Origin of the sequence: Nocardia veterana NBRC 100344, from assembly GCF_000308855.1 — a bacterium.
Taxonomy (GTDB): domain Bacteria; phylum Actinomycetota; class Actinomycetes; order Mycobacteriales; family Mycobacteriaceae; genus Nocardia; species Nocardia veterana.
In genome coordinates this window covers 19,281-45,290 of record NZ_BAGM01000103.1, presented here as the reverse complement: position 1 = coordinate 45,290, position 26,010 = coordinate 19,281, and the positions used below count along the sequence as shown (strand labels likewise).

Below are 26,010 nucleotides of genomic sequence, written 5' to 3'. Positions count from 1 at the left end.
CAGTGGTGCTCCGGCGCCGCGTGGGGGCGGCGACGAAACACTTCTGTTCTGCGGCACTCCGTATTCCTTTTCCACTCTCGCACGACCCCCGTTCGGGAACCCTGGCCGGAGCGACATCAGCCGGACCGGTGGCCCGCCACGTCGCAGAACACCGCATCTCGCACCTGCGGCGTACCGGGGGTTCCCGCATCCGAGGCTATCCAACCCCGCCGCCCACACCGCTGAACCGCTGTTGGCGTGGCGTGCCAGACTTGCCGGGTGAGTCCCGTTTCCCAGTCCCGGCTCGTGATCACCGGCGCCGGCGGACAACTCGGCCGTGCCCTGCGAGCGCTGGCGCCCACTGCCGTCCCTCTGCACCGGGGTGAGCTCGATATCACCGACGCCGAGGCCGTGCGCGCCGCGCTGCGGCCCGGGGACGTGGTGCTCAACTGTGCCGCCTACACCGCCGTCGATGCCGCCGAAACCGATCGGGACGCGGCGTATGCCGGCAATGCCACCGGTCCCGCGGTCCTGGCCGCCGCCTGCCGTGCGGTCGACGCGCGGCTGATTCACATCTCCACCGATTACGTCTTCGCGGGAACCGCGTCGCGTCCGTACGAGCCGGCGGATCCGACCGGCCCGGCAAGTGTGTACGGTCGTACCAAACTGGCGGGAGAGCAGGCGGTGCTGACCACGCACCCGCGGGCCACCGTCGTGCGCACGGCGTGGGTGTACACGGGGGACAGCGGCGACTTCGTGGCGGCCATGCGCCGGCTGGAGCGCGAACGGGAGACGGTCTCGGTGGTCGACGATCAGATCGGATCGCCCACCTACGCACCCGATTTGGCGGCCGGTCTGCTGGAACTGGCCGCACGGCAAGATATTTCGGGAATTCTGCACGTCAGCAACGCCGGTGCGGTCAGCCGCTACGAATGGGCGCGGGCGATCTTCGCCGGACTCGGTGCCGATCCGGAACGGGTGCGCCCGTGCGGTTCGGCCGAATTTCCGAGTCCCGCACGGCGCCCGGCCTATTCGGTGTTGTCGAATCGGGCGTGGATCGACGCGGGCCTCACTCCGCTGCGTGAGTGGCGAACCGCGCTCGGCGAGGCGCTCGCGCGCCGCTCCGAGCCGACAGGGTCCTGACGTCGCCGTCGCGACGACGAGCCCGCCGGAGCCGGGTCTGAGAAGCCGCTGAGGGTGCGGCCGCTCGGCTGTCTACTTCGGGCCCGCAACCACTAGGCTGGCCTTCCGTGAGCGCTTCGGATTCAGCCCCCTCCGCGGACCGTACCCCTCAGCTGGCAGTGGTCACCGTGACCTATTCGCCGGGCGAACATCTCGACCACTTCATCAGTACGCTGGCCACGGCCACCCATGAGAAGCCGCAGGTGATCCTGGCCGACAACGGCTCCACCGACGGCACCCCCGAACTCGCGGCCGAATCCAACGAGCACGTCACCCTGCTGCGCACCGGCGGCAACATCGGCTACGGCGGTGCGATCAACCGGGCCGTCGCCGAGATCGATCCGGCGATCGAATTCATCGTCATCGCCAATCCCGATGTGCGGTGGGGTACCGACGCGATCGACGAGTTGCTGGCTGCGGCTCGCCGCTGGCCGCGCGCCGGCGCGCTCGGCCCGCTGATCCACGAGCCGGACGGCAGCATCTATCCCTCCGCGCGACGAGTCCCCGGCCTGCTCGACGGCGCCGGACATGCGGTTCTGGGCACGATCTGGCCCGGAAATCCGTGGACCCGGCGGTACCGGCAGGAGAACGAGGAGATCGCCGAGCGGGCGGTGGGCTGGCTGTCGGGATCGTGTCTGCTGGTACGGCGGGCGGCCTTCGACAGCATCGACGGTTTCGACTCCCGCTACTTCATGTACATGGAGGACGTCGACTTCGGCGACCGGATGGGCAAGGCGGGCTGGCACAACGTCTTCGTCCCCAGCGCGGAGGTCACCCACGCCAAGGGACATGCGGCCGGTCGCCATCCCGAGACGATGTTGCCCGCTCACCACGCCTCCGCCTATCGTTTCCAGGCCGACCGGCATCCGCACTGGTGGCAGGCCCCGTTGCGGTGGGCGCTGCGGGCCGGACTTGCGATTCGCTGCAAACTTGCGGTTCGATCTGCGCTGCGTGAGCGCGACCGTACCGCGCCGCAGTAGCGCATGGACCGAACCTGAACAGGGGAAGACAGATGCCGGACATTCCGGAGGGAGCGGGCGTGGATACCGCAACTGACGCCGTGATCCTGGTCGGCGGCCAGGGCACTCGGCTGCGCCCGCTGACGCTGTCGGCGCCGAAGCCGATGCTGCCGGTGGCCGGTCTGCCGTTCCTGCACCACCTGCTGGCCCGGATCGCCGATGCCGGTATCACCCACGTGGTGCTGGGCACATCGTTCCAGGCCGAGGTCTTCGAGGAGCATTTCGGCGACGGCGCCGAGCTGGGCCTCGACATCGAATACGTCACCGAAACCGAGCCGCTCGGCACCGGCGGCGGTATCCGCAACGTGCTGCCGAAGCTGCGCGCCGACAACGTGATGGTGTTCAACGGTGATGTGCTGGGCGGGGCCGATCTGGGGGCCATCCTCGACACCCACGCCTCCACCCACGCCGATGTGACCCTGCATCTGGTCCGGGTCGGCGATCCGCGCGCCTTCGGCTGCGTGCCCACCGACGAGACCGGCCGGGTCACCGCGTTCCTGGAGAAGACCCAGGATCCGCCGACCGATCAGATCAACGCGGGCTGCTACGTCTTCCGCCGTGAATACATCGAGAAGATCCCCGGCGGCCGGCCGGTGTCGGTCGAGCGTGAGGTGTTTCCCTCGCTGCTGGCCGAGGGCGCCCATATCCAGGGCCACGTGGATGCCTCCTATTGGCGCGATATGGGAACTCCGGAGGATTTCGTCCGCGGGTCGGCCGATCTGGTGCGCGGCATCGCGCCGTCGCCGGCCCTGCCGGGCCAGCGCGGGGAGTCGTTGGTGCATCCGGGCGCCGGGATCGCGCCGGGTGCGCTGCTGATCGGCGGTACGGTCGTGGGTCGCGGCGCCGAGGTCGGCGCGGGCGCGCGACTCGACGGTGCGGTGCTGTTCGACGGGGCGCGGGTCGAGGCCGGTGCGACCGTGGAGCGTTCGATCATCGGATTCGGCGCACGGATCGGGCCGCGGGCGCTGGTCCGGGATGCCGTGATCGGTGACGGCGCCAGCGTCGGCGCGCGATGCGAACTGCTGCGCGGCGCCCGCATCTGGCCGGGCGTCGACCTGCCCGACGGCGGAATTCGGTTCTCCACCGACGTGTGACCTCACCCGTCCGCTCGCAGTCCGATCACCGCGCCGAGGCCGTGTCGTGGTCGACCTGACCGGCCCGCACGGGCTGCTGCTATAGAACGAGGCCGTCACCGCCTCGCCGCCATGGCCGAACGGCCCGCGCGGTGGGAGCGGCAGCGGCCTGTCGCCGGGGGAGTCGTCGCTTCGCGATCGCCGCGCGGGCCGACGACGGACCGTGACACCGGGCCGGGACCGTTGCGACGGATGCTGTCTCGCGCGCGAGCAGCACCTCGCTGTGCGCGACCAGAGTTACATTGTCTAGCGTTGCTAGAATTTCGGTATGACGGTTCAGGAACGTAAGGAACGCGAGCGCGCACAGCGCCGGCAGGCGATCATCGACAGCGCACGCGAACTGGCCGAATCCGACGGCTGGGAGGCGGTGACCGTGCGCCGGCTCGCCGAGCGCATCGAATACAGCCAGCCCGTGCTCTACAGCCACTTCGCCGGAAAACGAGCGATCGTCTCGGCCGTAGCCGAGGAGGGGATCGCCATGCTGCGCGACGTCCTGCGCGCGGCGCACGAGCAGGCCGACGGCCCCGGTGGCGCGATGGAGGCCGTCGCGCGGGCCTATCTGCGGTTCGCCGCCGACAATCCCGCCCTCTACGACGCCATGTTCGTCCAGGACACCGAATTACCGTTCGGCCCCGACGCGCCGCAGACCCTGCGTGACTGCTTCGAAGAGCTCGAGCGGCTGTTCCGTCCGCTCGTACCCGCGGCCGAAACCGGCGCGTACACCGAGGTGTTTTGGAGCGCGCTGCACGGGATGGCCGCGTTGGACCGAAGCGGGCGGCTCCGCCCCGATCTGTGGGAGCAGCGCATGCATGTCCTCATGCGGTGGGCCACCCGCAGCTGACACCCCCGGCCCCGCCTGTCCGGAGCCGCGGCAGCTGCCGCCTGCGAAAGCCCGGTCCCACCGGCCCACTGTCGGGCAGTCCTACAGTGGTGATCATGGTGGATGCGGTGGTGGTCGGTTCGGGGCCCAACGGTCTGGCCGCGGCGGTGCTGCTGGCTCGTGCCGGGCTCGAGGTGGAGGTGTTCGAGGCCGCCGACGATGTGGGCGGAGGCTGCCGAACCGCCGAGCTCACCCTGCCCGGCTATCACCATGACATCTGCGCGGGCGGGCATCCGATGGCGCTGGCCTCCCCGTTCTTCCGCGCGTTCGATCTCGCGACGCACGGCGTCGAACTGCTGACTCCCGAAATCTCCTACGGCCATCCGCTCGACGGTGGCGTGGCCGCGGTGGCCTGGCGGGATCTGGATCGCACGGTCGAGGATCTGGGCGCCGAGGGATCGGCATGGCGGCGCCTGTTCGCCCCGCTGGTCCGACAGTGGGAGGCGGTGGTGGACCTGGCAATGTCGGATCTGCGCCACCTTCCGCGCGATCCGATCGCGGCGGCGCGTTTCGGTCGCCGCCTGCTCGAACAGGCGTCTCCGCTGTGGAATGCCCGCTTTTCCGGGGAGGCGGCCGCGGCACTGTTCACCGGCGTGAGCGCACACGCGATCATGCCACCCCGGCGGTTCTCGGCGGCCGGTGTGGCGGTGCTGCTGGGCACCCTCGCTCATGCGGGGGGATGGCCGATTCCCCGCGGCGGTTCGCAGGCGATCGTCGATGCGCTGACGGCCGATCTGCGTCGGCACGGTGGCCGCATCCACACCGGCCACCGCGTCGACACCCTGGACGCGTTCGCCGATGTGCGCGCGGTTCTGCTCGACACCGCGCCGACCGAACTGCTGCGCATCGGGCGCGTTCCGTCGGCGTATCGAAAACGCCTGGAACGCTATCGATTCGGCGGCGCCGCTTGCAAGGTGGACTTCGCGCTGTCCGGCCCGGTGCCATGGCAGGCCCGGGAGCTGGCGGCAGCGGGAACCGTGCACGTGGTCGGCACCCGCGCGGAGGCGATGGCCGTCGAACGCACCGTCGCGGCGGGGCGGCACGCCGAGCGACCGTACGTCCTGGTGATCCAGCCGGGCGTGGTGGATCCTTCCCGAGCCCCCGGTGGCAATCAGACGCTCTACACATACGCCCACGTACCCAACGGTTCCGGTCGCGACGTGAGCGCCCAGATCATCGCCCAGCTCGAACGGTTCGCCCCCGGCTTCCGCGACCTGATCCAGGCGCAGCACGTACGTCCGGCCGCCCGCATGCCCGCGCACAATGCCAACTACGTCGGCGGTGATATCGCGGCCGGAGCGATGACGCTGGCGCAGACGGTCCTGCGTCCCACCCCGCGCTGGAACCCCTACGCCACCCCGCTTCCGGGCGTCTACCTGTGCTCGGCCGCCACCCCACCCGGGCCCGGCGTGCACGGCATGTGCGGTATGCACGCCGCGACGCGGGTGTTGCGTGAACGGTTCGGTATCAGCACGGATCCGGCTGTGCTGCTCGGCGCCACAGTGCGATCCGCGGCCTGATACCGCGACCGCACGCCGCTGTCCCGGGGCTCAGACCGGCTGGGTGCGGTACAGGTCGGGCTCGATGTACATCACCCGGGCAGCGGGCACGGCCGCCCGCACGCGCGCCTCGGCGTCGTCGATGGCGGCCGCGATATCCGCGATCTCCAGGCCCGGCACGATCGACACCTTCGCCGCCACCAGCATCTCGTCGGGTCCGAGGTATTCGGTGCGCAGGTGGATCACCCGGTCGATGCGCGCACCGTCGACCAGGTTCGTGCGGATGGCCTCGTTCTGAACCGGCGTCGCACCTTCGCCGATCAGCAGGCTCTTCATCTCCACGATCAGCACCACCGCGATGAAGCCGAGCAGGATACCGATGCCGAGGGTGCCGATTCCGTCCCAGATCGCGTTGTCGGTCACCACGGTCAGGATCACCGCGATCAGCGCGATCAGCAGGCCGACCAGCGCCCCGGTGTCCTCCAGCAGTACCACCGGCAGTTCCGGACTGCGCGAATTGCGAATGAACCGCCACCAGCTCGCGCCCTCGCGCAGTGGGGAGGATTCCCGCATCGCGGTCATGAAGCTGTAGCCCTCGAGTGCCGCCGCGATACCGAGAATGACGATCGCCACGACCGGCGAGGTCAACTCCTCGGGATGCTGGATTTTGTGTATGCCCTCGTAGATCGCGTACATCGAGCCGAGCGAGAACAACACCAGCGCGACGACGAACGAGTAGAAGTAGCGGTTGCGCCCGTACCCGAACGGATGCAGCTCGTCGGCCTCCTGCTCGGCGCGCTTCTGGCCCAGGAGCAGCAGACCCTGATTGCCGGTATCGGCCACCGAGTGCACCGCCTCGGCCAGCATCGATCCCGAACCGGTGATCGCCGCGCCGACGAATTTGGCCACCGCGATGCCGGCGTTCGCGGTCAACGCCGCGAAGATCGCTTTCTTACCGCCACCTGCAGACATGGTGCAGCCCCGGTCCTTTCGTCCCCGGCGCATGCCGGTAGATGTCCGATTTGTTCGATGAATCTACTAGGACCGGCGACCGGCCCGTCTACTCACTCACCCACACAGGCGCAGAACAGCTGTGCCGGGCCACCGAGCGCCCGGGCCCGGATGTCGGTATCGCCGGCGGAGATCCACGCCGCGCTGCCCGCTCCGATCGTCAGCTCGTCGGCTCCCTGCGACAACCGGACCGTACCCGCGGTCACCAGCATGATGCCCGGGCCGGTGCGGGGGATCTCCATCGGTTCCGCGGCTTCGGGCAACTCGAAGCGCCGCAGCGCGAATTCCGGTGCCGGCGTGCGATATCGGAACGAGCCGGGACCGGCCGGTTCGGGTTCGATGATCGGCAGGCGCAGCGGTTCGAAATCCAGCACCCGCAGCAATTCGGGAACATCGACGTGCTTCGGGGTGAGTCCGCCGCGCAGCACGTTGTCGGAATTGGCCATGATCTCCACGCCGATTCCGCGTAGATACGCGTGCAGGCTGCCCGCGGCCAGGAACAGGCCCTGACCGGGTTCGAGGGTGATCCGATTGAGCAGCAGGGCCGCCAGCACCCCGGCATCACCCGGATAGGCCTCGGCGAGTTCGAGCGTGGTCCGCGCCTCGGCGGCGAATTCCTTGCTCTGCCCGGGTGTTTCGAGCGGGTCCACCTGTTTGAGGTAGCGCACGCAGCCGTCGAGGACCTTCGGCAGCAAACCGGCCAACATGGCCTGCGGCAGCGTGATCCACGTGGTGAACAGGGTGCGCAGCCCGCCCGAATCCGGTTGTGCGGCAAGGAGCTCGGTGTACTGGACCAGTTCCGGTACGGCCAGCGAGTTCAGCAGATCGACGGTGCGCAGCGGGTCCCGGAAGCCGGCGAGCGCCTCGAACCGGTCCAACGCCACCACCAGTTCGGGCTTGTGGCTGTCGTCGCGGTAATTGCGCATCGGCGAATCCAACGGCACGCGGGCGTGGTTCTCCCGCTCGAATCCGTGCCGGGCCTGATCCGCACTGGGATGGGCCTGCAGCGACAGCGGCTCCTCGGCGGCGAGGATTTTCAGCAGGAAAGGCAGCCGCCCATCGAACGCCGATGCGACCGAACCCAATTCCCGGCTGGGCTCGGATTCGATCAGTTCCAGCAGCGACCGGCTCCGGCCGTCGGCCACGATCTTGGCCGGATCGGCGGGGTGCGCGCCGAACCAGAGTTCGGCCTCGGGATGCGCGGAGGGAACCTCCCGACCGCACAGTTCAGCGAGTGCGGTGCGCGACCCCCAGGCATAGGAACGCAACGCACCAACGAGTTCGTGCACTAGTAGTGGCCCCCGTCGTAGTGGGCGGGACGGCTCGCGGCCGTCGGGCCGCTGAGTAGACGCAGATAGGCCGCCGCCATCTCCAGGCGCAGCACCAGCACCGCCAGTTGTTCGAGTTCGCTGCCGCGGCCGGCCGTCGGCGACTGGGGTTCGCCCGTCCCGCCGTCCCGCGGCACGCTCGCCTCGGATCGCATCAGTTCGACATCGACGTCGACCAGGTCGGCGTCGACGATCCCGGCATCGGAACCGAAAACCGCGATCCGCCGCCGGGCCGCGACCTGGTCGGCATCGGCGCTGATCACGAAGACCCGGGACCGATCGACCGGCGGCGGGCCGTCGAGCTGTTCGTCGTGGAAGAGCGGGTCGTAACCGGGTGCGGTCGTCTCGGCGGATTCGACGAGCCGGGCATGGGCGGCCACGGCCTCGGTGAGGTCGACGGCGGCGGCGATCTGGCCCGCGGTCTGCAACAGCACCTCGGCGCCGTGCTGGGCGACCACGGCGGCGGCGGGGGAATCCCCGGTCAGGACGAGCCGACGTTCGCGCATCCGAGCGGCCAGCGTCTTGGCCGGGTTGTGGAAGACCTCGTTGTGCGGTCCGTCCCGCAGCGCCTCCGCGTCGAGCACGTCGGCGAGGTCCTCGAGATTCGGTACCAGCGGGGCGATATGACCGGGATCGATCGCCTGCAACACCGCGATGCCGATGGCGAGGAAGCGCAGAATCCGGTTGTGGTCCAGCACCCGGATCCGGGGCGGTAGCACCGCCGCCCGGCCGGCGGCCGCGGCCCGCATCGGGCCTTCGTCGGGCGCGGCGACGACCACTTCGGCGCCGCGCCGCAGCGCCCGGTCGACCGCACCGGTCAACCGCGGATCGGCGGAGTCGTCGCCGGCCACGATCACCACGTCGAGCGAACCGACCCACTGCGGAATGGTGGTGGCACTGATGATGGGCAGCCCGGCGCGGTCGCCGAGAGCGGCCTGCAGCAGGGTTGCCGCGCGCGCGGCCCGCCCGGTCCCGGAAACCAGGACCAGACTGCGCGGGCGGAGCCCGTCGAGTCGGCCGAGCGCGTCTTCGACGACGGCGGCCGCGGTGGCACGCACCTGGGCCCCGCCGGAGGCGGCCGAACGTAATATTCCCCCGGAATCCGCGGCCTCCAACGAGGCGACGTCATCGAGGTCGAGTACCGGTGTCCCTGCGATCATCGGGCGTTGCCACCTCCCCTCAATCGGGTCACCACGCCCGGGAAATTCGTTGTCCCCGGGCGAATCCAAGCCCTGTGATTCCACTATTCCAGTCAGCCGCGCACGATGCTCAGAATCTCGGTTACGAGTGCGTCTACTTCCTCCTGCGAACGGGCTTCGACGTTGAGTCGCAACAGCGGTTCGGTGTTGGATGCGCGCAGATTGAACCACGCCTGGTTCGGCAGCCGCACGGTCACGCCGTCGAGGCGGTCCACCGATCGGGCGCGCCCCTCGAAGGCGGTGACCACGGCCATGGTCCGTTCCTTCGCATCCGCCACTGTGGAGTTGATCTCGCCGGAGGCCGCATACGTTGCATACGAGGACGCCAGCTCGGACATCGGACGGTCCTTCTCGCCGAGCGCGGCCAGCACGTGCAGGGCGGCCAGCATACCCGAATCGGCGCCCCAGAAATCGCGGAAGTAGTAGTGCGCGGAGTGCTCGCCGCCGAAGATGGCGCCGGTCGCGGCCATCTGCTGCTTGATGAAGGAGTGGCCGACCCGGGTGCGCACCGCAGTGCCGCCGAGTTCGGTTACCAGTTCCGGCACCGCCTGCGAGGTGATCAGATTGTGGATGATGGTGGCGCCCGGCTCCTTGGCCAACTCGCGCTCGGCGACCAATGCGGTGATCGCGGACGGCGAGACCGGTTCTCCGCGTTCGTCGACGACGAAGCAGCGGTCGGCGTCGCCGTCGAAGGCCAGACCGATGTCGGCGCCGGTTTCGCGGACGTACTTCTGCAGATCGACCAGATTCTTCGGGTCCAGCGGGTTGGCCTCGTGGTTGGGGAACGAGCCGTCGAGTTCGAAGTAGAGCGGGGCGATGGTCAGCTGCGGAACCGCGCCGAGGACGGCCGGCACGGTGTAGCCGCCCATGCCGTTGCCGGCGTCGACGGCCACCTTCAGTGGCCGGATGGCGCCGAGATCGACCAGCCCGCGCAGGAATTCGGCGTAGGCGTCGAGCAGGTTCTGCTCGGTCGCGGTGCCCCGCGGCCCGGGCCCGGCCGGCACCCCGTCGATCAGTTCCGCGGCGATGGTCGCCAGACCGGTCTCCTGGCCCACCGGCAGCGCGTTGGCCCGGCACAGTTTGATGCCGTTGTAGCGGGCGGGGTTGTGGCTGGCGGTGAACATCGCGCCGGGGCACTGCAGATGGCCGGAGGCGAAGTAGAGCTCATCGGTCGAGGCGAGCCCGATGTGGACCACGTCGAGCCCCTGGTCGAGGACGCCGTCGGCGAAGGCGGCGGCCAGTTCCGGAGAGGAATCGCGCATATCGTGACCGATGACGATGCGCGTGGCGGGGGAGTCGGTGCGCATCAGCCGGGCGAAGGCCGCGCCGACGTCGCGGACGAATTCCGCGTCGATCTGCTCCCCGACAACCCCGCGAACGTCGTATGCCTTGACAACTGCGTGAACGGACTCGGCAGACCGGGCGACTGTCATGACCAACACCCTAATAGGGCCCCGGGCTCGGACGGGCTTCAGGCCGGTCGCGGGTGTGGCGCCGGGGTCGCCGGCTCAGTTCGGGGGATCGGGCAGCACCCGCAGATGGCCGCGCCGGCCGGTGCGGCCGGGCCGCTGCGGACGGGCCGGGGGTGGGGCGTAATCGGAATAGCCGCGCTGTTCGGGTTCCGGTGCGCGCCGCCGCATTCCGGCCTCGCGGACGGCTTCGGCCAAGGCGGTCAGATCGTCGTCGTCGGGAGTGCTGGAGGAGAAACCGCCTTCGTGCCGGACCAGTTCCCAGCCCTTCGGTGCGGTGATCCGGGAGCCGTGGGTTTCGCACAGATCCCAGGAGTGCGGTTCGGCGACGGTAGCGAGGGGGCCGACGACTGCGGTGGAGTCCGAGTACACATACGTGAGCGTCGCGACGGCCGGATTCTTGCAGCCTGGGCGGCAGCAACGACGCATGGGAATCACACCGAGCAGACTAACCCCCCGGGCCGTGTGTCGCAGACAGACACGCGGGTCGCGCGCGTTGTCTCTTCACGCGTCCGGCGTGTCCACCTTCGGGGAGATCGCGTGGCCGCCGCCGGGAGCCGGTGACTACTGTCGCAAGGTATGACCCGTTCGAAGAGGCGGCCGGTGACGACCCGCTCGGTGGTGCGCCGGGGCCGCGGTGTGCGCGGACCGATGCTGCCGCCGTCGGCGCCCGCGCGGCGTACCCGCGGTCAGCAGTTCGACCGACTCGTCCTGGAGGCGTTCGCCCCGTTGGACGCCCGCTGGCACGACCGTCTGACGAAACTCGACATCGCGGTCGACGACGTACCGAAGATCCGCCCGCTGCATCCCGATTCGGTTACCTGGCCGGACGAGGTGGTCGCCGACGGCCCGGTCCCACTCTCCCGCCTGATTCCGGCCGGCGTGGACCGCCACAATGTGGCCACCCGGGCCCGAGTGGTCCTGTTCCGCAAACCCCTCGAACTCCGCGCCCACGACCCGGAAGACCTGCTGGACCTACTCCGTGAAGTCCTGGTCCAACAGATAGCCACCTATCTCGGCGTAGATCCGGAGATCATCGACCCGACCGGGGAGTGACCGGCCCGCCGCGCGCGAGACCCAGAATCGGCGCCCAGGCATCGACGCTCGGACTCAGGGTCGACCTCCACGATCCAACCTGAAGCGGTTCGACAAACCCTGGTTCTCGCGCTCTTCCCCCTCCCGCCCGCTCCGCCGAAGCGAAGCGAGGCGAAAGGGGAAACCGGACAACAGATTTCGCGAGCACATGGGTAACTCACCGAGTACGCCCACAACCCGACCAGGCACACGACCGCCGGCCCGAAGCGACGCGCACCCCGGCTCTTACGGCACGCTGAATCCGCGGAGAGGCGGGGGAGCGGACCGCTCAGCTGATGCCGCGCTTGAGACGGCGGCGTTCGCGTTCGGACAGACCGCCCCAGATGCCGAAGCGTTCGTCGTGCGCGAGTGCGTATTCCAGGCACTCGTCGCGGACCTCGCAGCCCATGCAGATCCGTTTGGCTTCCCGAGTGGAGCCGCCCTTTTCGGGGAAGAAGGCCTCCGGATCGGTTTGGGCGCACAGCGCCCGTTCCTGCCACTGTTCTTCGATGGTGTCGAACATCGCATCGAAGTCGGTGACGATGAGACTCAGCTGCGGCGGTTCGGGTTTGCGCTGTGTGCGCGCCCACTGTCCGCCTTGCGGTGTGCGGCCGATCGATCCCGACTCGTTCACCGTGCTGCCCCCCTCTCGTTCGTCGTTCCGGCTGTCAGCGCAGTCGCTTGGTGCTGCGCATGCTGTGGAATCGGTTTGCGATACACCGCCCGGAATGCCCGACGGGGCCAGCTCCTCGGCCATCGCTCCGCCTCCTCACTGTGTGTTAGCGCAGAATGATTTTTCCGTCGGACCGGACGTGCCCACCGACGGTCCCACACCGCGACGTAGTCCCGCGGACATCCCCGAGCTTGTCGTTCCGGTACGAACATGCGTTCGAAATGCGGTCTGCGCCATACGCTCTCGCGCGGACCCGGAATGACATGTCTGTGATTAGACACGCCGGACGCGTCGATGGTCAAGCTGCCGACACAATTCCGTTACTATCCGTCGCCGCCTTCGGCGCGGTTCGGTAACCTTCAAGTAGCAAATGACCAGCAAATATGCACTCGAACGCGCCCTTCCGAGCACCGCATAGGCTGTGCGGATGTGACTGGAGAACAAGCGGACATCGCGACCGAGATCGGGCGGGTTGATCGTAAACCGCGCATTGCGGTGTTGGTCGGTGGAGTCGGCGGCGCGCGCTTCTTACAAGGTGTGCGACAACTGCTGCCGGACGCGGATGTAACAGCGCTGGTGAACGTCGGTGACGACGTCTGGATGCACGGTTTACGCATCTGTCCCGACCTGGACACCTGCATGTACACCCTGGGTGGGGGTATCGATACCGAGCGTGGCTGGGGCCGAAAGGGGGAAACCTGGCACGCCAAGGAGGAACTGGCGAATTACCGTGCGCAACCGGATTGGTTCGGTCTCGGAGATCGCGATATCGCCACTCATCTCGTGCGCAGTGAAATGCTGCGCGCGGGATACCCGCTCTCGGCGGTAACCGAAGCGCTGTGCAATCGCTGGCAGCCCGGTGTGAAACTGCTGCCGGCAACCGACGACAGATGTGAAACGCATGTTGTGATCAGTGACCCTGACAACCCTGGCGAACGCCGCGCGATTCATTTCCAGGAGTGGTGGGTACGGTACCGAGCAAACGTCGAGACCCATGGATTCGTCACAATCGGGGCGGATCAAGCAAAACCTGCCCCTGGTGTGATCGAAATCATAGAAGCGGCTGATGTGGTGTTGCTCGCGCCGTCGAACCCCGTGGTGAGCATCGGTGCGATCCTCGCGGTACCGGGTATCCGGGGCGCCCTGCGGACCACCACCGCCAAGGTGGTGGGTTTATCTCCGGTGATCGGGGGAAAACCCTTGCGCGGCATGGCGGATGAATGCCTCGAGGTGATCGGGGTCGAAACCTCGGCGGAGGCCATCGGCCGGCACTTCGGTGCGCGCTCCGAGACCGGCATCCTCGACGGCTGGTTGGTGCATTCGACCGATACGGCCGAGATTCCCGGCGTCGAGGTGCGCAGCGTGCCGTTGCTGATGACCGATCCGGCGGCGACCGCGGCGATGGTGCGCGAGGCCCTGGACATCGCGGGGGTGACCGTCCCGTGAGTGCATACGACCACGCGCCCGGTGGCGAGGTCCGGATCATTCCGGTGCCCGGCCTGCCCGAGTTCCGGCCGGGCGACGACGTCGCGGAACATATTGCGGCGCAGGCGCCTTGGCTGGCCGACGGCGATGTGCTGGTGGTGACCAGCAAGATCGTGGCCAAGGCCGAGGGGCGGATCGTCGAGGCGCCGTCGGATCCCGACGAGCGTGACCTCGTGCGGCGCAAGCTGGTCGACGCGGAGGCGGTGCGAGTGCTCGCCCGCAAGGGGCGAACCCTGATCACCGAGAACCGCCTCGGGATCGTGCAGGCGGCTTCCGGTGTCGACGGCTCCAATGTCGAGCAGGGTGAATTGGTGCTGCTGCCAACCGATCCCGACGCCAGCGCCAAGGCCCTGCGAGCGGGGTTGGCGCAGCGGCTGGGAGTCGAGGTGGCGGTCGTGATCACCGACACCATGGGACGCGCCTGGCGGATCGGCCAGACCGATGCCGCGATCGGCGCCGCCGGTCTGCGCGTGGTGCACGACTATGCGGGCGCGGTGGACGGGCAGGGAAACGAGTTGCAGGTCACCCAGGTGGCGGTGGCCGACGAGCTCGCTGCCGCAGCGGATCTGGTGAAGGGCAAACTCGGTGGCGTGCCGGTCGCGGTCGTGCGCGGGTTGCGTCCCGAGGACGACGGCTCGAGCGCGAAGGATCTGCTGCGCGGCGGCGAGGAGGACCTGTTCTGGCTCGGTACCGCCGAAGCGATCGACCGCGGCCGCCGGGAGGCGCTGCTGCTGCGACGCTCGGTGCGGACCTTCGCCGACACCCCGGTCGACCCCGATCTGATCCGCGCCGCGATGGGCGACGCGCTCACCGCGCCCGCCCCGCATCACACCCGGCCCGTCCGGTTCGTCTGGGTACGGGACCGGGAGCTGCGGGCTCGGCTGCTCGACGCGATGGCTGAGCACTGGCGTGCTGACCTCGGTCGCGACGGGCTCGCACCGGAGCGAATCGAACGGCGAGTGGCCCGCGGCCGCATCCTGTACGAGGCTCCCGAGGTCGTCATTCCCTTCTGTGTACCCGACGGCGCTCACGACTATCCGGACGAGCGTCGCCGCGCGGCCGAGGCGACCATGTTCACGGTCGCGGTGGGTGCGGCCGTGCAGGGGCTGCTGGTCGGATTGGCCACCCGGGGTGTGGGCAGTTGCTGGATCGGGTCGACGATCTTCGCGCCGGAGGTCACGCGCTCGGTGCTGGACCTGGCCGAGGACTGGAACCCATTGGGCGCCATCGCGATCGGATATCCCGACGACGAGCTGAGCCCGCGCCCGCCGCGAGATCCGGGCCCCGGCCTGATCGAACTGTGAACCGGCCGTCCGAGAGGAATTCATGAGTACCGAGTCGCTCCATGCCTCGGCCACCGAGCTGCTCGAAAAATGGTCTCCCGCAACCTCTCCGGAGCAGTCGCTACGGGAGGCGATGTTGGCCTTCCTGGGTTCGGCGCCGCGCGGCTGCCTGCGCGAGCACGCACCCGGGCATATCACCGCATCGGCGGTGGTGTTCTCGGCGGACGAGCGCGAGGTGCTGCTGACCCTGCACCCGCGCGTCGGCCGGTGGATCCAGCTGGGCGGGCATTGTGAACCGACCGACGAGACCGTCGAGGCGGCCGCACTGCGCGAGGCGACCGAGGAGTCGGGCATCGCCGGGTTGGTGGTGGAGCCCGGCCTGTACGGCGCCCAGGCGCATCCGATCACGTGTTCGCTCGGGGTGCCGACCCGCCATCTGGATCTGCTGTTCAAGATTCGAGCGCCGCGAGGTGCGGTGCCGGTGCGCAGCGCGGAGTCGACGGATCTGCGCTGGTGGCCGGTCGGCGCACTGCCGACGGATTCGGATGTGCTGTTGCGTTGATCGGTGGTGTCGCGGTGTGGCGGTCGGCGGATCGTCACACCGCGTCTCGGCCGGTCGCGGTCACTTTACAAATCGGCGAATATGTATAGACATACGACATCGATCGGAATATTGTCCACGGTAATGGTTATCCACATCACAGTCGATGTGGAAGCTGTATCGAATGGAGACGACGATGTCGACCGAAGCCGGAACCGCGACCGGTCGCCAGGAGGTGGGGTGGCGCGACCCCAAGCGCTACCTGTGGCTGTGGGGCCTGTTCGCCCCGACCGGACTGTTCATCATCGGCCTTCCCCTGATCCGGGGCCTCAACGAACTGGGCCTGCACACCCTGGCCGAGGTGCCGTTCTGGCTCGGGCCGATCCTCATCTACCTGGTGATTCCGGCGGCCGACCTGCTCTTCGGACCGGACGGATCGAATCCACCGGACGAGGTGATGGAGTACCTGGAGAACGACAAGTACTACCGCTACCTCACCTATCTGTACCTGCCCTTCCAATACGCCTCGCTGGTGATGGCCTGCTATCTGATCACCGCCGACGATCTGAGCTGGCTCGGCATCGACGGCGGGCTGAATGTCGTCGACAAGATCGGCCTGGCGCTGACGATCGGCATGGTCGGCGGCATCGGCATCAACACCGCCCACGAGCTCGGGCACAAGAAGGTGCACATGGAGCGGTGGCTGTCGCGCATCGCGCTCGCGCAGACCTGCTACGGCCACTTCTACATCGAACACAACCGCGGCCACCACGTGCGGGTGGCGACGCCCGAAGATCCGGCGAGTTCACGAGTGGGAGAGACGTTCTGGGCGTTCTGGCCGCGCACGGTGTGGGGCAGTCTCCGCTCGGCCTGGGGACTCGAACGCACCCGGCTGGCACGGCTGGGACACAAGCCGTGGACGTTGCACAACGACGTGCTCAGTGCGTGGCTGATGTCGCTGGTGCTGTATGCGGCGCTGGTCGCCGGCTTCGGCATCGAGGTGCTGCCGTATCTGGTGCTGCAGGCGATCGTGGGTTTCAGCCTGCTGGAGGCGGTCAACTATCTGGAGCACTACGGTCTGCTGCGGCAGCGCACCGCCCGCGGGCGCTACGAGCGGCCCACGCCGCGGCACAGCTGGAACAGCGACCACATCGTCACCAATATCTTCCTGTACCACCTGCAGCGGCACAGTGATCACCACGCCTATCCCACCCGGCGCTATCAAACGCTGCGCAGCTGGGACGGGGCTCCGAATCTGCCCAGCGGGTACGCCAGCATGATCATGCTCGCCTACGTCCCACCGCTGTGGCGGCGGGTGATGGACAAGCGCGTCCTCGCCCACTACGACGGCGACATCACGTTGGCCAATGTGCAACCGAGTAAGCGGGACGAAGTGCTGGCGAGGTACGCACCGGCATGAGCGCATACCGTTGCCCCGTCTGCGAATACGTCTACGACGAAGCGAAAGGCGCTCCCCGCGAAGGCTTTCCGCCCGGGACCCCGTGGGACGCGGTGCCGGACGACTGGTGCTGTCCGGACTGCGGGGTGCGAGAGAAGATCGACTTCGACCAGGAGGCATCGTGAGCGACACTCGCGCAGCGGCTCGCGGTGCCGACCGGGTGCGGGTGTCCCGCAGACAACAGGAGGCATCGTGAGCGACACTCGCGGGTACCGGATCTTTCAGTGTGTGCAGTGCGGCTTCGAGTACGACGAGGAGCAGGGCTGGCCCGACGAGGGCATCGCACCGGGCACGCGGTGGGAGGACATTCCCGACGACTGGACGTGCCCGGATTGCGGTGCGGCGAAAGCCGATTTCTTCATGGTCGAGATCGAACGTTCGTGAGCCGTTTTGACTGCGGAATCGACCCGTGACACCGTCGCGGGTATGCCGCGTCACGGAGCCCGGGTCCCCTATCAGGAGGCGGCGCGCACCTTGCTGCGCACGTCGGTGCTCGACGCGATGCGGGAGCTGCTCACCGAGCGCGACTGGGCCAAGATCACCCTCGGCGATATCGCGGTCCACGCCGGCGTGAGCCGACAGACCCTGTACAACGAATTCGGTTCCCGGACGGGCCTGGCGCAAGCGTACGCACTGCGGTTGGCCGACCAGTTGGTCGACCACGTCGGCACGGCCGTCGAGGACAACGTGGGGGACGCGCGTGCCGCCTTCCGCGAAGGCCTGGCAAATTTCATTCTGGACAGCGCCGCCGATCCGCTGGTGCAGTCGCTGGTGACGGGCGAGGCGAAACTGGATCTGCTGCGCCTGATCACCCTCGACGCCGGGCCGCTCGTCGAACACGCCGCGGCCCGGCTGGCGGGGGCGTTCGAACGCAGCTGGGTGGGGGCCTCGGCCGCCGAGGCCGACGTCCTCGCGCATGCCCTGGTTCGCATCGCGATCAGCTACATTCCGACGCCGGCCGCGCTGCACCGGGACGCTCCCGAGGAGCTCAGCTTGCTGCTTTCGCCGTATGTCGAGGCCATCCTGGCGTCCCGGGCGCGCGAGCGGCCGATAGGCGGGCGCTGTGACAGATAACGATCCGGCCGACGGCTGATTGGGGTGCTGAACGACAACCGGATGCCCGCGCGGAGATCGGATTCGGGCCGGCCGATAGGGGCTGACCTCGGGGGTAGGCGATCGGGTGCGGGTTGCTCGTGGGGTGCGGCACCGGTCTTTTCGACCCGGAATGTCTGTGACTCGGCGTCCCGGTGTGTAACGGTTACCACTTTGCCCGGTTGAACCGGGCGTAACGGGCTGGGACCGGCTACATATTTACCTGGCAAGAGTCCAGGTTCGTTCTAGTGGGGCAATAAGTGCAATCGGTCGGCAAACGTGCGGGTTCGCCCGATCCCAAACGGCATCTGTGGATGTTGGGGTTGATCGCTCCGGGATGCGCACTGCTACCGTCCCAACTGGTCGCCCGGACCGGAATCGAGGCGTTCTGGTGGATCGGGCCGATCATCGTGCTGGGTGTCATCCCGCTGCTGGACTGGATCGTCGGCGACGACGGAACCAATCCCCGTGACGAGGACTACGAGCGGCTCTCCCACGATCGTTACTACCGGTGGTGCACGTATCTGTTCCTGCCGATCCAGTTGGCCGGACTGGGCGTAGCCGCCTATATGTGGTCCGGCGACGAACTCGATGCGGTGGACAAGCTGGGCCTGGCCGTGACCCTCGGCCTCGTCAGCGGCATCGGGATCAATGCCGCGCACGAACTCGGGCACCGCGTGGAACACCTCGAGCGCTGGCTGGCGAAGATCGCACTGGCACAGTCGGGTTACGGGCACTTCTTCGTCGAACACAACAAGGGCCATCACGCTCGGGTCGCCACGCCGGAGGATCCGGCGAGCGCCCGGCTGGGTGAGTCGCTGTGGATGTTCCTGCCGCGCAGCATTTTCGGCGGGCTACGGTCGGCGATCCGGCTCGAACGTGATCGGCTGCATCGCAAGGGCCTGGGCTGGTGGACCGTGCACAACAACATCCTGCAGGCGTGGTCGATGACGCTGGTGCTCTACGGGGCGCTGCTGGCCGCTTTCGGACCGCGGATGCTGCCGTATCTGCTGTTGCAGGCGGTGATCGGATTCGGGCTGCTGGAAACGGTGAACTATGTCGAGCACTACGGGCTGCTGCGGCGTCGGCTTCCCAGCGGGCGCTGGGCGCGGTGCTCGCCGGCCGACAGCTGGAATTCGGATCGGCTGGTCACCAACATCTTCCTGTTCCATCTGCAGCGCCACAGCGACCATCACGCCAATCCGGGGCGGCGTTACCAGACGCTGCGCAGCTCCCGGGAAGCACCGCAACTACCCGCCGGCTACGCCACGATGATCCTGCTGGCCGCCGTGCCGCCGCTGTGGCGCCGAGTGATGGATCCGAAGGTCGCCGCGCACTACGGCGGGGACCTCACCAGGGCCAATATCGTGCCCAGGAAACGGGAACGGACCCTGGCAGCCCTCGGATTCGCCGGATAACCGCGCGCTATCCGGCGGAGACCAGCTGGATTCGTTCGGGTGCCGTCGGCGCAGGCGCGCCGGCGGGCGCCTCGGCGTCCACCATGGTCGTTTCGTCGAACGGGATCTTCCGGTCGAGCACCGCGCGCAGCCGGCTCGGATCGATCGTCTTCGTCCAGGTGCCCACGAGAACGGTGGCGACGGCGTTGCCGGAGAAGTTGGTGACGGCGCGTGCCTCGGACATGAATCGGTCGATCCCGACGATCAGCCCGACACCGTCGAGCAGATCCGGGCGATGGCTCTGCAAGCCGCCGGCCAGGGTCGCGAGCCCGGCGCCGGTGACCCCGGCCGCCCCCTTGGACGCGACCACCATGAACACGAGCAGACCGATCTGCTGGGCGAGCGACAGCGGTTTGCCCATCGCGTCGGCGATGAACAGCGCGGACATCGTGAGATAGATCGCGGTGCCGTCGAGGTTGAACGAATATCCGGTCGGCACCACGATGCCCACGGTGGAGCGTTCCACGCCGAGATGCTCCATCTTCGCGATCAGCCGCGGCAGCGCCGATTCCGACGACGAGGTGGAGAAGATCAGCAGATATTCGCGGGCCAGATAGCGAACCAGCTTGAAGATCGAGACGCCCGACGTCACCCGCAGCAGCGCACCCAGTACCCCGAAGACGAAGACCAGGCAGGTGAGGTAGAACGCGAGCATCAGGGCCGCCAGCTGTTTCACCGCGTCCAGCCCGGTGGCCGCTACCACGTTCGCCATCGCGCCGAAGGCGCCGATCGGGGCCAGCCACAGGATCATGGTCAGGATCTTGAAGACCAGCTGCTGCGCCAGTGTCACCGCGCGCAGAATCGGTTCGCCCTGCGCACCCATGGCCTGCACCGCGAAGCCGACGAGCAGGGCCACGAACAGCGTCTGCAGCACACTGCCCGCGGTCAGCGACGACAGCAGCGATGTCGGAACGATGCTTTGCAGGAAATGCCATGTGCCGCCGGCCCCTTCGGCCTGCTTCACGTACCCGGCGGCAGCGCCGATGTGATCGTGGACGTTCAGGCCGCTGCCCGGCTGCAGAAGATTGCCGACCACGAGACCGATCGTCAACGCCACCGTCGACATGATCAGGAAGTAGCCGATCGCCAGGCCGCCGATCTTGCCGACCCGCGCGGCCGCCCGTACCGAGCCGATGCCGAGCACGATCGTGCAGAAGATGACCGGCGAGATCATCATCTTGATCAGGTTGACGAACATGGTGCCCAGCTCGCCCACGGACTTCCCGAAGCCGGGCGCCAGCCACCCGACGAGGATGCCGGCCACGACCGCCACGATGACGGCGAGGTAGAGCCAATGGGTACGGTCGCGACGGTGCGGCCGTGTCGAGTCGCTCATGAGATGTGCCTCCGGTGCTGCCCGATCTGTCCCTCGGGTTCGTACTGTGATGATGGGGGTGACCGTGACCCCGGTCACCATTACGTACGTTTCGTTCACGGGAGGACCGTTGCGGGCGAGAGGCCGGACCGCCGGGTACGCGCGGGGTATGACCCTGGCCGGCCAGGTCTTCGTGGTCCAGCTGGTGGTCCTGGTGGTGGTGATCGCGATCGGATCGGCGCTGGCGGTGTGGGAGGTGCGGCGCGAACAGGACGAAGCGACCGCCCGCCGGGTGACCGGTATCGCGGTGACGCTCGCGCAGGCGCCCGCCACCGCCGCCGCGGTACGGACGCCGGACCCCACGGCCGTACTGCAGCCGGTGACCGAACGGATCCGGCAGCGAACCGGGGTGGATTTCATCGTGGTGATGGCCCCCGATCGCACCCGCTACACCCATACCGATGTCAGCCGGATCGGACAGCCGTTCAGCGGAAATATCGATCGGGCGCTGGCCGGTGAGACGTTCACCGAGACCTACACCGGGACGTTGGGCCCGTCGATCCGGGCGGTCACACCCGTCGTCGACGACACCGGGCGCGTCGTCGCGCTGGTGTCGGCAGGCGTGACCCGTGCCCGGATCGGCGACCAGGTGCGAGCCCAGCTGCCGCTGATCCTGGGTGCGGCGGGAGTCGGTCTGCTGCTGGCCGTGCTGGGCGCACTCCTGCTGCACCGCCGATTGCTGCGCCAGACCCAGGGCCTGGGGCCCGCCGAACTGCGGACGCTCTACGAACATCAGCAGGCCGTACTGCACTCCGTACACGAGGGGCTGATCGTGTTCGATCGTGACGACGAGACGGCGGCGGTGGTGAACGACGAGGCCAGGCGCTTGCTGGAACTGCCGGACGGCCCGGTGCGCCGCGCCGATCTGCCGGTGTCGCTGCGGCGCCTCGACGCGACCGTGATCCGGGACGAGATGCATGTGACACCCGCTCGCGTACTGGTGGTCAATCAGGACGTCGTGTCGTGGGCCGGTCGGCGCCTCGGCACCGTCCTCACCATCCGTGATCACACCGAATTGCGCGACATCATGGGCGAATTGGACTCCACGCGCGGACTGGCGGAATCGCTGCGGGCGCAGGCCCACGAGGCCGCCAACCGGTTGCACGCGGTGATCACCATGGTCGAGTTGGGACACGTCGATCGAGCTGTCGATTTCGCGACTGCCGAACTGCGGCTGTCCCAGGAGCTGATCGACCGGCTGACCGACGCGGTCCACGAGCCGGTACTGGTGGCGCTACTGCTGGGCAAGGTGGACCGGGCCATCGAGCGCGGCGTGGAGTTGACCGTCGGAGCCGACACCGCGCTGGAATCCGTCGACCCGCTGACCGCACCGGAGATGGTCACCCTGGTCGGGAATCTCGTCGACAACGCGGTGGATGCGGTGGCGCAGGAACCCGACGCGTGGGTCGAGGTCACGGTCCGCTCGGAGGCGTCGGCGCTGATGGTCAGGGTCGCCGACAGCGGCCCGGGAATGTCGGAGGAGACCTTCGCCCGGGCGATGGAGCGCGGGTACACGACCAAGACCGAACATCACGGGCTCGGACTGGCTCTGGTCTGGCGGCTGGTGACCCGATACGGCGGCACGCTGCGGGCCGAGCGAACCCCGGAGTCGGCCGTCGTGGTGAGGATTCCGGTGCGATGACGGGGCAGCCGATCCGGGTGTTGATCGTGGAGGACGAACCGCGCATCGCCGAGGCGCATCACTCGTACGTCGCACGGGTGCCGGGTTTCGAACCGGTGGGCGTGGCCGCCACGGGCCGCGACGCGATTCGGACGGCAACCCACGCCGCCGCCGGCGCAACCCCGATCGACCTGGTGCTGATGGACCTGGGGCTGCCCGACATCGGCGGGCTCGAGGTGACGGCCGCCCTGGCCCGGCTGCGTCCCCGCCCCGACGTGATCGCCATCACCTCGGCGCGCGACCTCGAGGTGGTGCGGGCCGCGGTCGCCCACGGGATAGCGCTGTATCTGTTGAAACCCTTCACCTTCGCGGCGTTCCGGGACAAGCTCGAGCGGTATCTGGAGTTCCGGGCCGCGTTGCCCGCCGGTGATTCGGCGCTGACCCAGCACGACATCGATCGGGCCCTGAGCGCGCTGCGCACCACCGACCCGAAGGCGACCGCACCGAAAGGTATTGCGCCGCAGACACTCCAGGAGATCTCCGGGGCGGTGCGTGCGGCGCCGAACGGGCTGTCGGCAACCGAAACCGGTCGTGCCGTGGGTGTTTCACGCGTCACCGCATGGCGCTATCTGGAGCAGCTGGCCGCCGACGGCGTGGTGGAGCGCCGCTCGGACTACGGTCGCGCGGGGCGTCCCCAGGTCCGATACGTCTGGCGTCGATGACGGCGGCCGGCCGGCCGGGAGCCGATCGGCCGGCAGCGGAAGCGGGTGCGGCTCGACAACCGCACCCCGTCGGCGTACACCGAACGCGTGCGAGCGACTAGCCTGAGTTGTCGAACCGACATCCATCGAGAGGCTGATCCAGGCGCATGACGACCTCAGAACTTTCCGCACAGACGAACCTGACTCCCGATGTTCGCAACGGCATCGACTACAAGGTGGCGGATCTGTCGCTGGCCGAGTTCGGCCGCAAGGAGATTCGACTCGCCGAACACGAGATGCCCGGTCTGATGGCGCTGCGCCGCGAGTACGCCGAGGTGCAGCCGCTGAAGGGCGCGCGCATCTCCGGTTCGCTGCATATGACGGTCCAGACCGCGGTGCTGATCGAGACGCTGGTCGAACTCGGCGCGCAGGTGCGGTGGGCCTCGTGCAACATCTTCTCCACCCAGGATCACGCCGCCGCCGCGGTCGTGGTGGGCCCGCACGGCACGGTCGACGAGCCGAAGGGCACCCCGGTCTTCGCCTGGAAGGGCGAGACGCTCGAGGAGTACTGGTGGGCGGCCGAGCAGATGCTCACCTGGCCGGACGAGCCGGCCAACATGATTCTCGACGACGGTGGTGACGCCACGATGCTGGTGCTGCGCGGCGCCCAGTTCGAGAAGGCGGGCGTCGTTCCGCCGGAGGACGAGTCGCACTCCACCGAGTACAAGGTGTTCCTGAACCTGCTGCGCGCGAGCCTGGCGGCGAACCCCACCAAGTGGAGCACGATCGCCGAATCGGTCCGCGGGGTCACCGAGGAGACCACCACCGGTGTGCTGCGGCTGTACCAGTTCGCGGCGGCGGGCGAGCTGGCCTTCCCGGCGATCAACGTCAACGACTCGGTCACCAAGTCCAAGTTCGACAACAAGTACGGCACCCGGCATTCGCTGATCGACGGCATCAACCGCGGCACCGATGTGCTGATCGGCGGTAAGAAGGTGCTGATCTGCGGTTACGGCGATGTGGGCAAGGGCTGCGCGGAGTCGATGGCCGGCCAGGGCGCCCGCGTGCAGGTCACCGAGATCGACCCGATCAACGCGCTGCAGGCGCTGATGGACGGTTTCGATGTCGTCACCGTCGAGCAGGCGATCGCCGATGCCGACATCGTGATCACCTCGACCGGCAACAAGGACATCATCGGCCTGGACCACATGAAGGCGATGAAGGATCAGGCGATCCTGGGCAATATCGGTCACTTCGACAACGAGATCGATATGGCGGCGCTGGAGAACTCCGGGGCCACCAAGCTGAACATCAAGCCGCAGGTCGATCTGTGGACCTTCCCGGAGACCGGCAAGTCGATCATCGTGCTGTCCGAGGGCCGGCTGCTGAACCTGGGTAACGCCACCGGCCACCCCTCGTTCGTGATGAGCAACAGCTTCTCCAACCAGGTCATCGCGCAGATCGAGCTGTGGACCAAGCCGGAGGAGTACGACAACGAGGTCTACCGCCTGCCGAAGGTGCTCGACGAGAAGGTCGCCCGCATCCACGTCGAGGCGCTGGGCGGCACCCTCACGAAGCTGACCAAGGACCAGGCCGAGTACATCGGTGTGGACGTGGAGGGTCCGTTCAAGCCGGAGCATTACCGGTACTGACTCGGAATCGGTTGTCGCGCCGGTGCTTTCGAGCCCGGCGGGACATCGTTCGGGCCCGTGGTGCCGAGCTCGGCGCCCGGCGGGCCCGGGCCCTGGTGCGGCACTCGGCACAGCGTCGAGCCCGGCTCGTTCGCCCCGCTCGCCGAACCCGACCCACGGCTCGGCGTCGGCGACGGGGCTGTTCGGGTCGTGCATCGCGGGTACGTCGAACAGGGCCGACGCAGGCGTTGTAACCTGCACGTTATGGGTGCACTCATCGCGGTAGAGGGCCTCGACGGCGCGGGTAAGCGGACGCTGATCGACGCCGTCGTCGCGGGCCTGCGCGACCGCGGTCTGCGTGTGGAGACGCTGGCCTTCCCGCGCTACGGCCGGTCGATCCACGCGGACCTCGCGGCCGAGGCCCTGCGCGGCCGACACGGCGATGTGGCCGCATCCGTGCGCGCGATGGCGTTGCTGTTCGCCCTCGATCGCGCCGAGGCCCGCGACGGATTGTCGAAACTGTTGGCGGACAACGATATTGTGTTGCTCGACCGGTATGTCGCCTCCAATGCCGCCTACAGCGCCGCGCGGTCCGGCGAGCAGGCGGACGGCGAAACCAGTTCGTGGATAGCGGAATTGGAGTTCGGCCGGTTCGAACTCCCGGTGCCCGATATTCAGGTGCTGCTCGACGTACCGACCGAGCTGGCGATCGAACGTGCCCGGCGCCGAGGTGAACTCGACACCGCCCGTGCGCTCGACGCCTACGAACGGGATGTATCGCTGCAGGAACGTACGGCAGCGGTCTATCGTGTGTTGGCCGAATCCCAGTGGCACGGCCCGTGGTGGGTGCATGCGCCGCAGGACGATCCGGCCCGACTCACCGAACGACTGGCGGAATTGATTGGCCGATAGGGTGGCA

General features: G+C 68.2%; 25 protein-coding genes. 18 read left to right on the top strand and 7 right to left on the bottom strand.

The annotated features are described in order from the left end of the window. The first annotated feature begins 258 nt into the window (after positions 1-258). From rfbD to ON37_RS19985, 5 genes are all read left to right on the top strand, one after another. Positions 259-1,122 (top strand): dTDP-4-dehydrorhamnose reductase, encoded by an 864-nt coding sequence (gene rfbD, locus ON37_RS20005; RefSeq protein ID WP_040721388.1) that lies wholly within the window; start codon positions 259-261, stop codon positions 1,120-1,122. 107 nt (positions 1,123-1,229) lie between these two features. Beyond that, positions 1,230-2,141: a glycosyltransferase family 2 protein gene (locus ON37_RS20000; RefSeq protein ID WP_051031814.1), complete on the top strand. Its 912-nt coding sequence runs from the start codon at positions 1,230-1,232 to the stop codon at positions 2,139-2,141. 59 nt (positions 2,142-2,200) lie between these two features. Next, the gene (gene manB, locus ON37_RS19995; protein WP_040721418.1) at positions 2,201-3,274 is read left to right on the top strand and encodes a mannose-1-phosphate guanylyltransferase; all 1,074 of its coding nucleotides are present in this window, start codon (positions 2,201-2,203) and stop codon (positions 3,272-3,274) included. Between the two features lie 307 nt (positions 3,275-3,581). After that, entirely contained in the window at positions 3,582-4,154 is a 573-nt protein-coding gene (locus ON37_RS19990; protein WP_040721386.1) for a TetR/AcrR family transcriptional regulator, read from the top strand. A 95-nt stretch (positions 4,155-4,249) separates the two neighbouring features. Continuing rightward, on the top strand, positions 4,250-5,713 hold the full coding sequence (locus ON37_RS19985) for a phytoene desaturase family protein (RefSeq protein WP_040721416.1): 1,464 nt from the start codon (positions 4,250-4,252) through the stop codon (positions 5,711-5,713). Positions 5,714-5,743: 30 nt separating this feature from the next. Here ON37_RS19985 and ON37_RS19980 read toward each other — a convergent pair whose 3' ends face one another. From ON37_RS19980 to ON37_RS19960, 5 genes are all read right to left on the bottom strand, one after another. After that, complete coding sequence (locus tag ON37_RS19980) at positions 5,744-6,664, bottom strand: cation diffusion facilitator family transporter (protein WP_040721414.1); 921 nt, start codon at positions 6,662-6,664, stop codon at positions 5,744-5,746. Between the two features lie 92 nt (positions 6,665-6,756). Further along, a complete protein-coding gene (gene manA, locus ON37_RS19975; protein WP_040721384.1) occupies positions 6,757-7,992 on the bottom strand; it encodes a mannose-6-phosphate isomerase, class I in 1,236 nt (411 codons plus the stop codon). Beyond that, entirely contained in the window at positions 7,992-9,191 is a 1,200-nt protein-coding gene (locus tag ON37_RS19970; protein ID WP_040721382.1) for a hypothetical protein, read from the bottom strand. The genes manA and ON37_RS19970 overlap by 1 nt, the downstream gene beginning before the upstream one ends. Before the next feature lie 92 nt (positions 9,192-9,283). Continuing rightward, positions 9,284-10,663 carry a phosphomannomutase/phosphoglucomutase gene (locus tag ON37_RS19965; RefSeq protein WP_040721380.1) on the bottom strand — a complete coding sequence of 460 codons (1,380 nt, stop codon included), beginning with the start codon at positions 10,661-10,663 and terminating at the stop codon, positions 9,284-9,286. 75 nt (positions 10,664-10,738) lie between these two features. Then, positions 10,739-11,128, bottom strand: coding sequence for a DUF3499 domain-containing protein (locus ON37_RS19960; RefSeq protein ID WP_040721378.1), 390 nt, complete (start codon positions 11,126-11,128; stop codon positions 10,739-10,741). A gap of 150 nt (positions 11,129-11,278) precedes the next feature. Between ON37_RS19960 and ON37_RS19955 the strand changes: the two genes are divergently transcribed. Next, a complete protein-coding gene (locus ON37_RS19955) occupies positions 11,279-11,755 on the top strand; it encodes a metallopeptidase family protein (RefSeq protein ID WP_167331878.1) in 477 nt (158 codons plus the stop codon). Between the two features lie 307 nt (positions 11,756-12,062). Here ON37_RS19955 and ON37_RS19950 read toward each other — a convergent pair whose 3' ends face one another. Beyond that, positions 12,063-12,296, bottom strand: a complete 234-nt coding sequence (locus ON37_RS19950) for a WhiB family transcriptional regulator (protein WP_030515006.1) — start codon at positions 12,294-12,296, stop codon at positions 12,063-12,065. 444 nt (positions 12,297-12,740) lie between these two features. On the opposite strand from ON37_RS19950, the gene cofD reads away from it, so the two are divergent. From cofD to ON37_RS19915, 8 genes are all read left to right on the top strand, one after another. Further along, a complete protein-coding gene (gene cofD, locus ON37_RS19945; RefSeq protein ID WP_245553274.1) occupies positions 12,741-13,892 on the top strand; it encodes a 2-phospho-L-lactate transferase in 1,152 nt (383 codons plus the stop codon). Further along, on the top strand, positions 13,889-15,235 hold the full coding sequence (locus ON37_RS19940) for a coenzyme F420-0:L-glutamate ligase (RefSeq protein ID WP_040721376.1): 1,347 nt from the start codon (positions 13,889-13,891) through the stop codon (positions 15,233-15,235). The genes cofD and ON37_RS19940 overlap by 4 nt, the downstream gene beginning before the upstream one ends. Positions 15,236-15,257: 22 nt before the next feature. Next, complete coding sequence (locus tag ON37_RS19935) at positions 15,258-15,776, top strand: NUDIX hydrolase (RefSeq protein ID WP_040721374.1); 519 nt, start codon at positions 15,258-15,260, stop codon at positions 15,774-15,776. Positions 15,777-15,951: 175 nt separating this feature from the next. Next, entirely contained in the window at positions 15,952-17,175 is a 1,224-nt protein-coding gene (locus tag ON37_RS19930; protein WP_040721408.1) for an alkane 1-monooxygenase, read from the top strand. Further along, the gene (locus tag ON37_RS31875) at positions 17,172-17,339 is read left to right on the top strand and encodes a rubredoxin (protein WP_083893132.1); all 168 of its coding nucleotides are present in this window, start codon (positions 17,172-17,174) and stop codon (positions 17,337-17,339) included. Before ON37_RS19930 ends, ON37_RS31875 begins: the two co-directional genes overlap by 4 nt. A 67-nt stretch (positions 17,340-17,406) precedes the next feature. Next, complete coding sequence (locus ON37_RS19925; RefSeq protein ID WP_040721372.1) at positions 17,407-17,598, top strand: rubredoxin; 192 nt, start codon at positions 17,407-17,409, stop codon at positions 17,596-17,598. Between the two features lie 42 nt (positions 17,599-17,640). Then, entirely contained in the window at positions 17,641-18,288 is a 648-nt protein-coding gene (locus ON37_RS19920) for a TetR/AcrR family transcriptional regulator (RefSeq protein WP_051031817.1), read from the top strand. Between the two features lie 332 nt (positions 18,289-18,620). Next, positions 18,621-19,724 (top strand): alkane 1-monooxygenase, encoded by a 1,104-nt coding sequence (locus ON37_RS19915; RefSeq protein ID WP_051031816.1) that lies wholly within the window; start codon positions 18,621-18,623, stop codon positions 19,722-19,724. Positions 19,725-19,731: 7 nt separating this feature from the next. On the opposite strand, the gene ON37_RS19910 is transcribed toward ON37_RS19915, so the two are convergent. Beyond that, the gene (locus ON37_RS19910) at positions 19,732-21,099 is read right to left on the bottom strand and encodes a cation:dicarboxylate symporter family transporter (RefSeq protein ID WP_040721367.1); all 1,368 of its coding nucleotides are present in this window, start codon (positions 21,097-21,099) and stop codon (positions 19,732-19,734) included. A 148-nt stretch (positions 21,100-21,247) separates the two neighbouring features. Between ON37_RS19910 and ON37_RS19905 the strand changes: the two genes are divergently transcribed. From ON37_RS19905 to ON37_RS19890, 4 genes are all read left to right on the top strand, one after another. Next, positions 21,248-22,780, top strand: coding sequence for a sensor histidine kinase (locus ON37_RS19905; RefSeq protein WP_040721365.1), 1,533 nt, complete (start codon positions 21,248-21,250; stop codon positions 22,778-22,780). Beyond that, positions 22,777-23,481 carry a response regulator gene (locus tag ON37_RS19900; protein ID WP_040721363.1) on the top strand — a complete coding sequence of 235 codons (705 nt, stop codon included), beginning with the start codon at positions 22,777-22,779 and terminating at the stop codon, positions 23,479-23,481. The genes ON37_RS19905 and ON37_RS19900 overlap by 4 nt, the downstream gene beginning before the upstream one ends. Before the next feature lie 146 nt (positions 23,482-23,627). Beyond that, on the top strand, positions 23,628-25,112 hold the full coding sequence (gene ahcY, locus ON37_RS19895; RefSeq protein WP_040721361.1) for an adenosylhomocysteinase: 1,485 nt from the start codon (positions 23,628-23,630) through the stop codon (positions 25,110-25,112). Positions 25,113-25,355: 243 nt separating this feature from the next. Continuing rightward, a complete protein-coding gene (locus tag ON37_RS19890) occupies positions 25,356-26,003 on the top strand; it encodes a dTMP kinase (RefSeq protein ID WP_040721359.1) in 648 nt (215 codons plus the stop codon). The last annotated feature ends 7 nt before the right edge of the window (positions 26,004-26,010 follow it).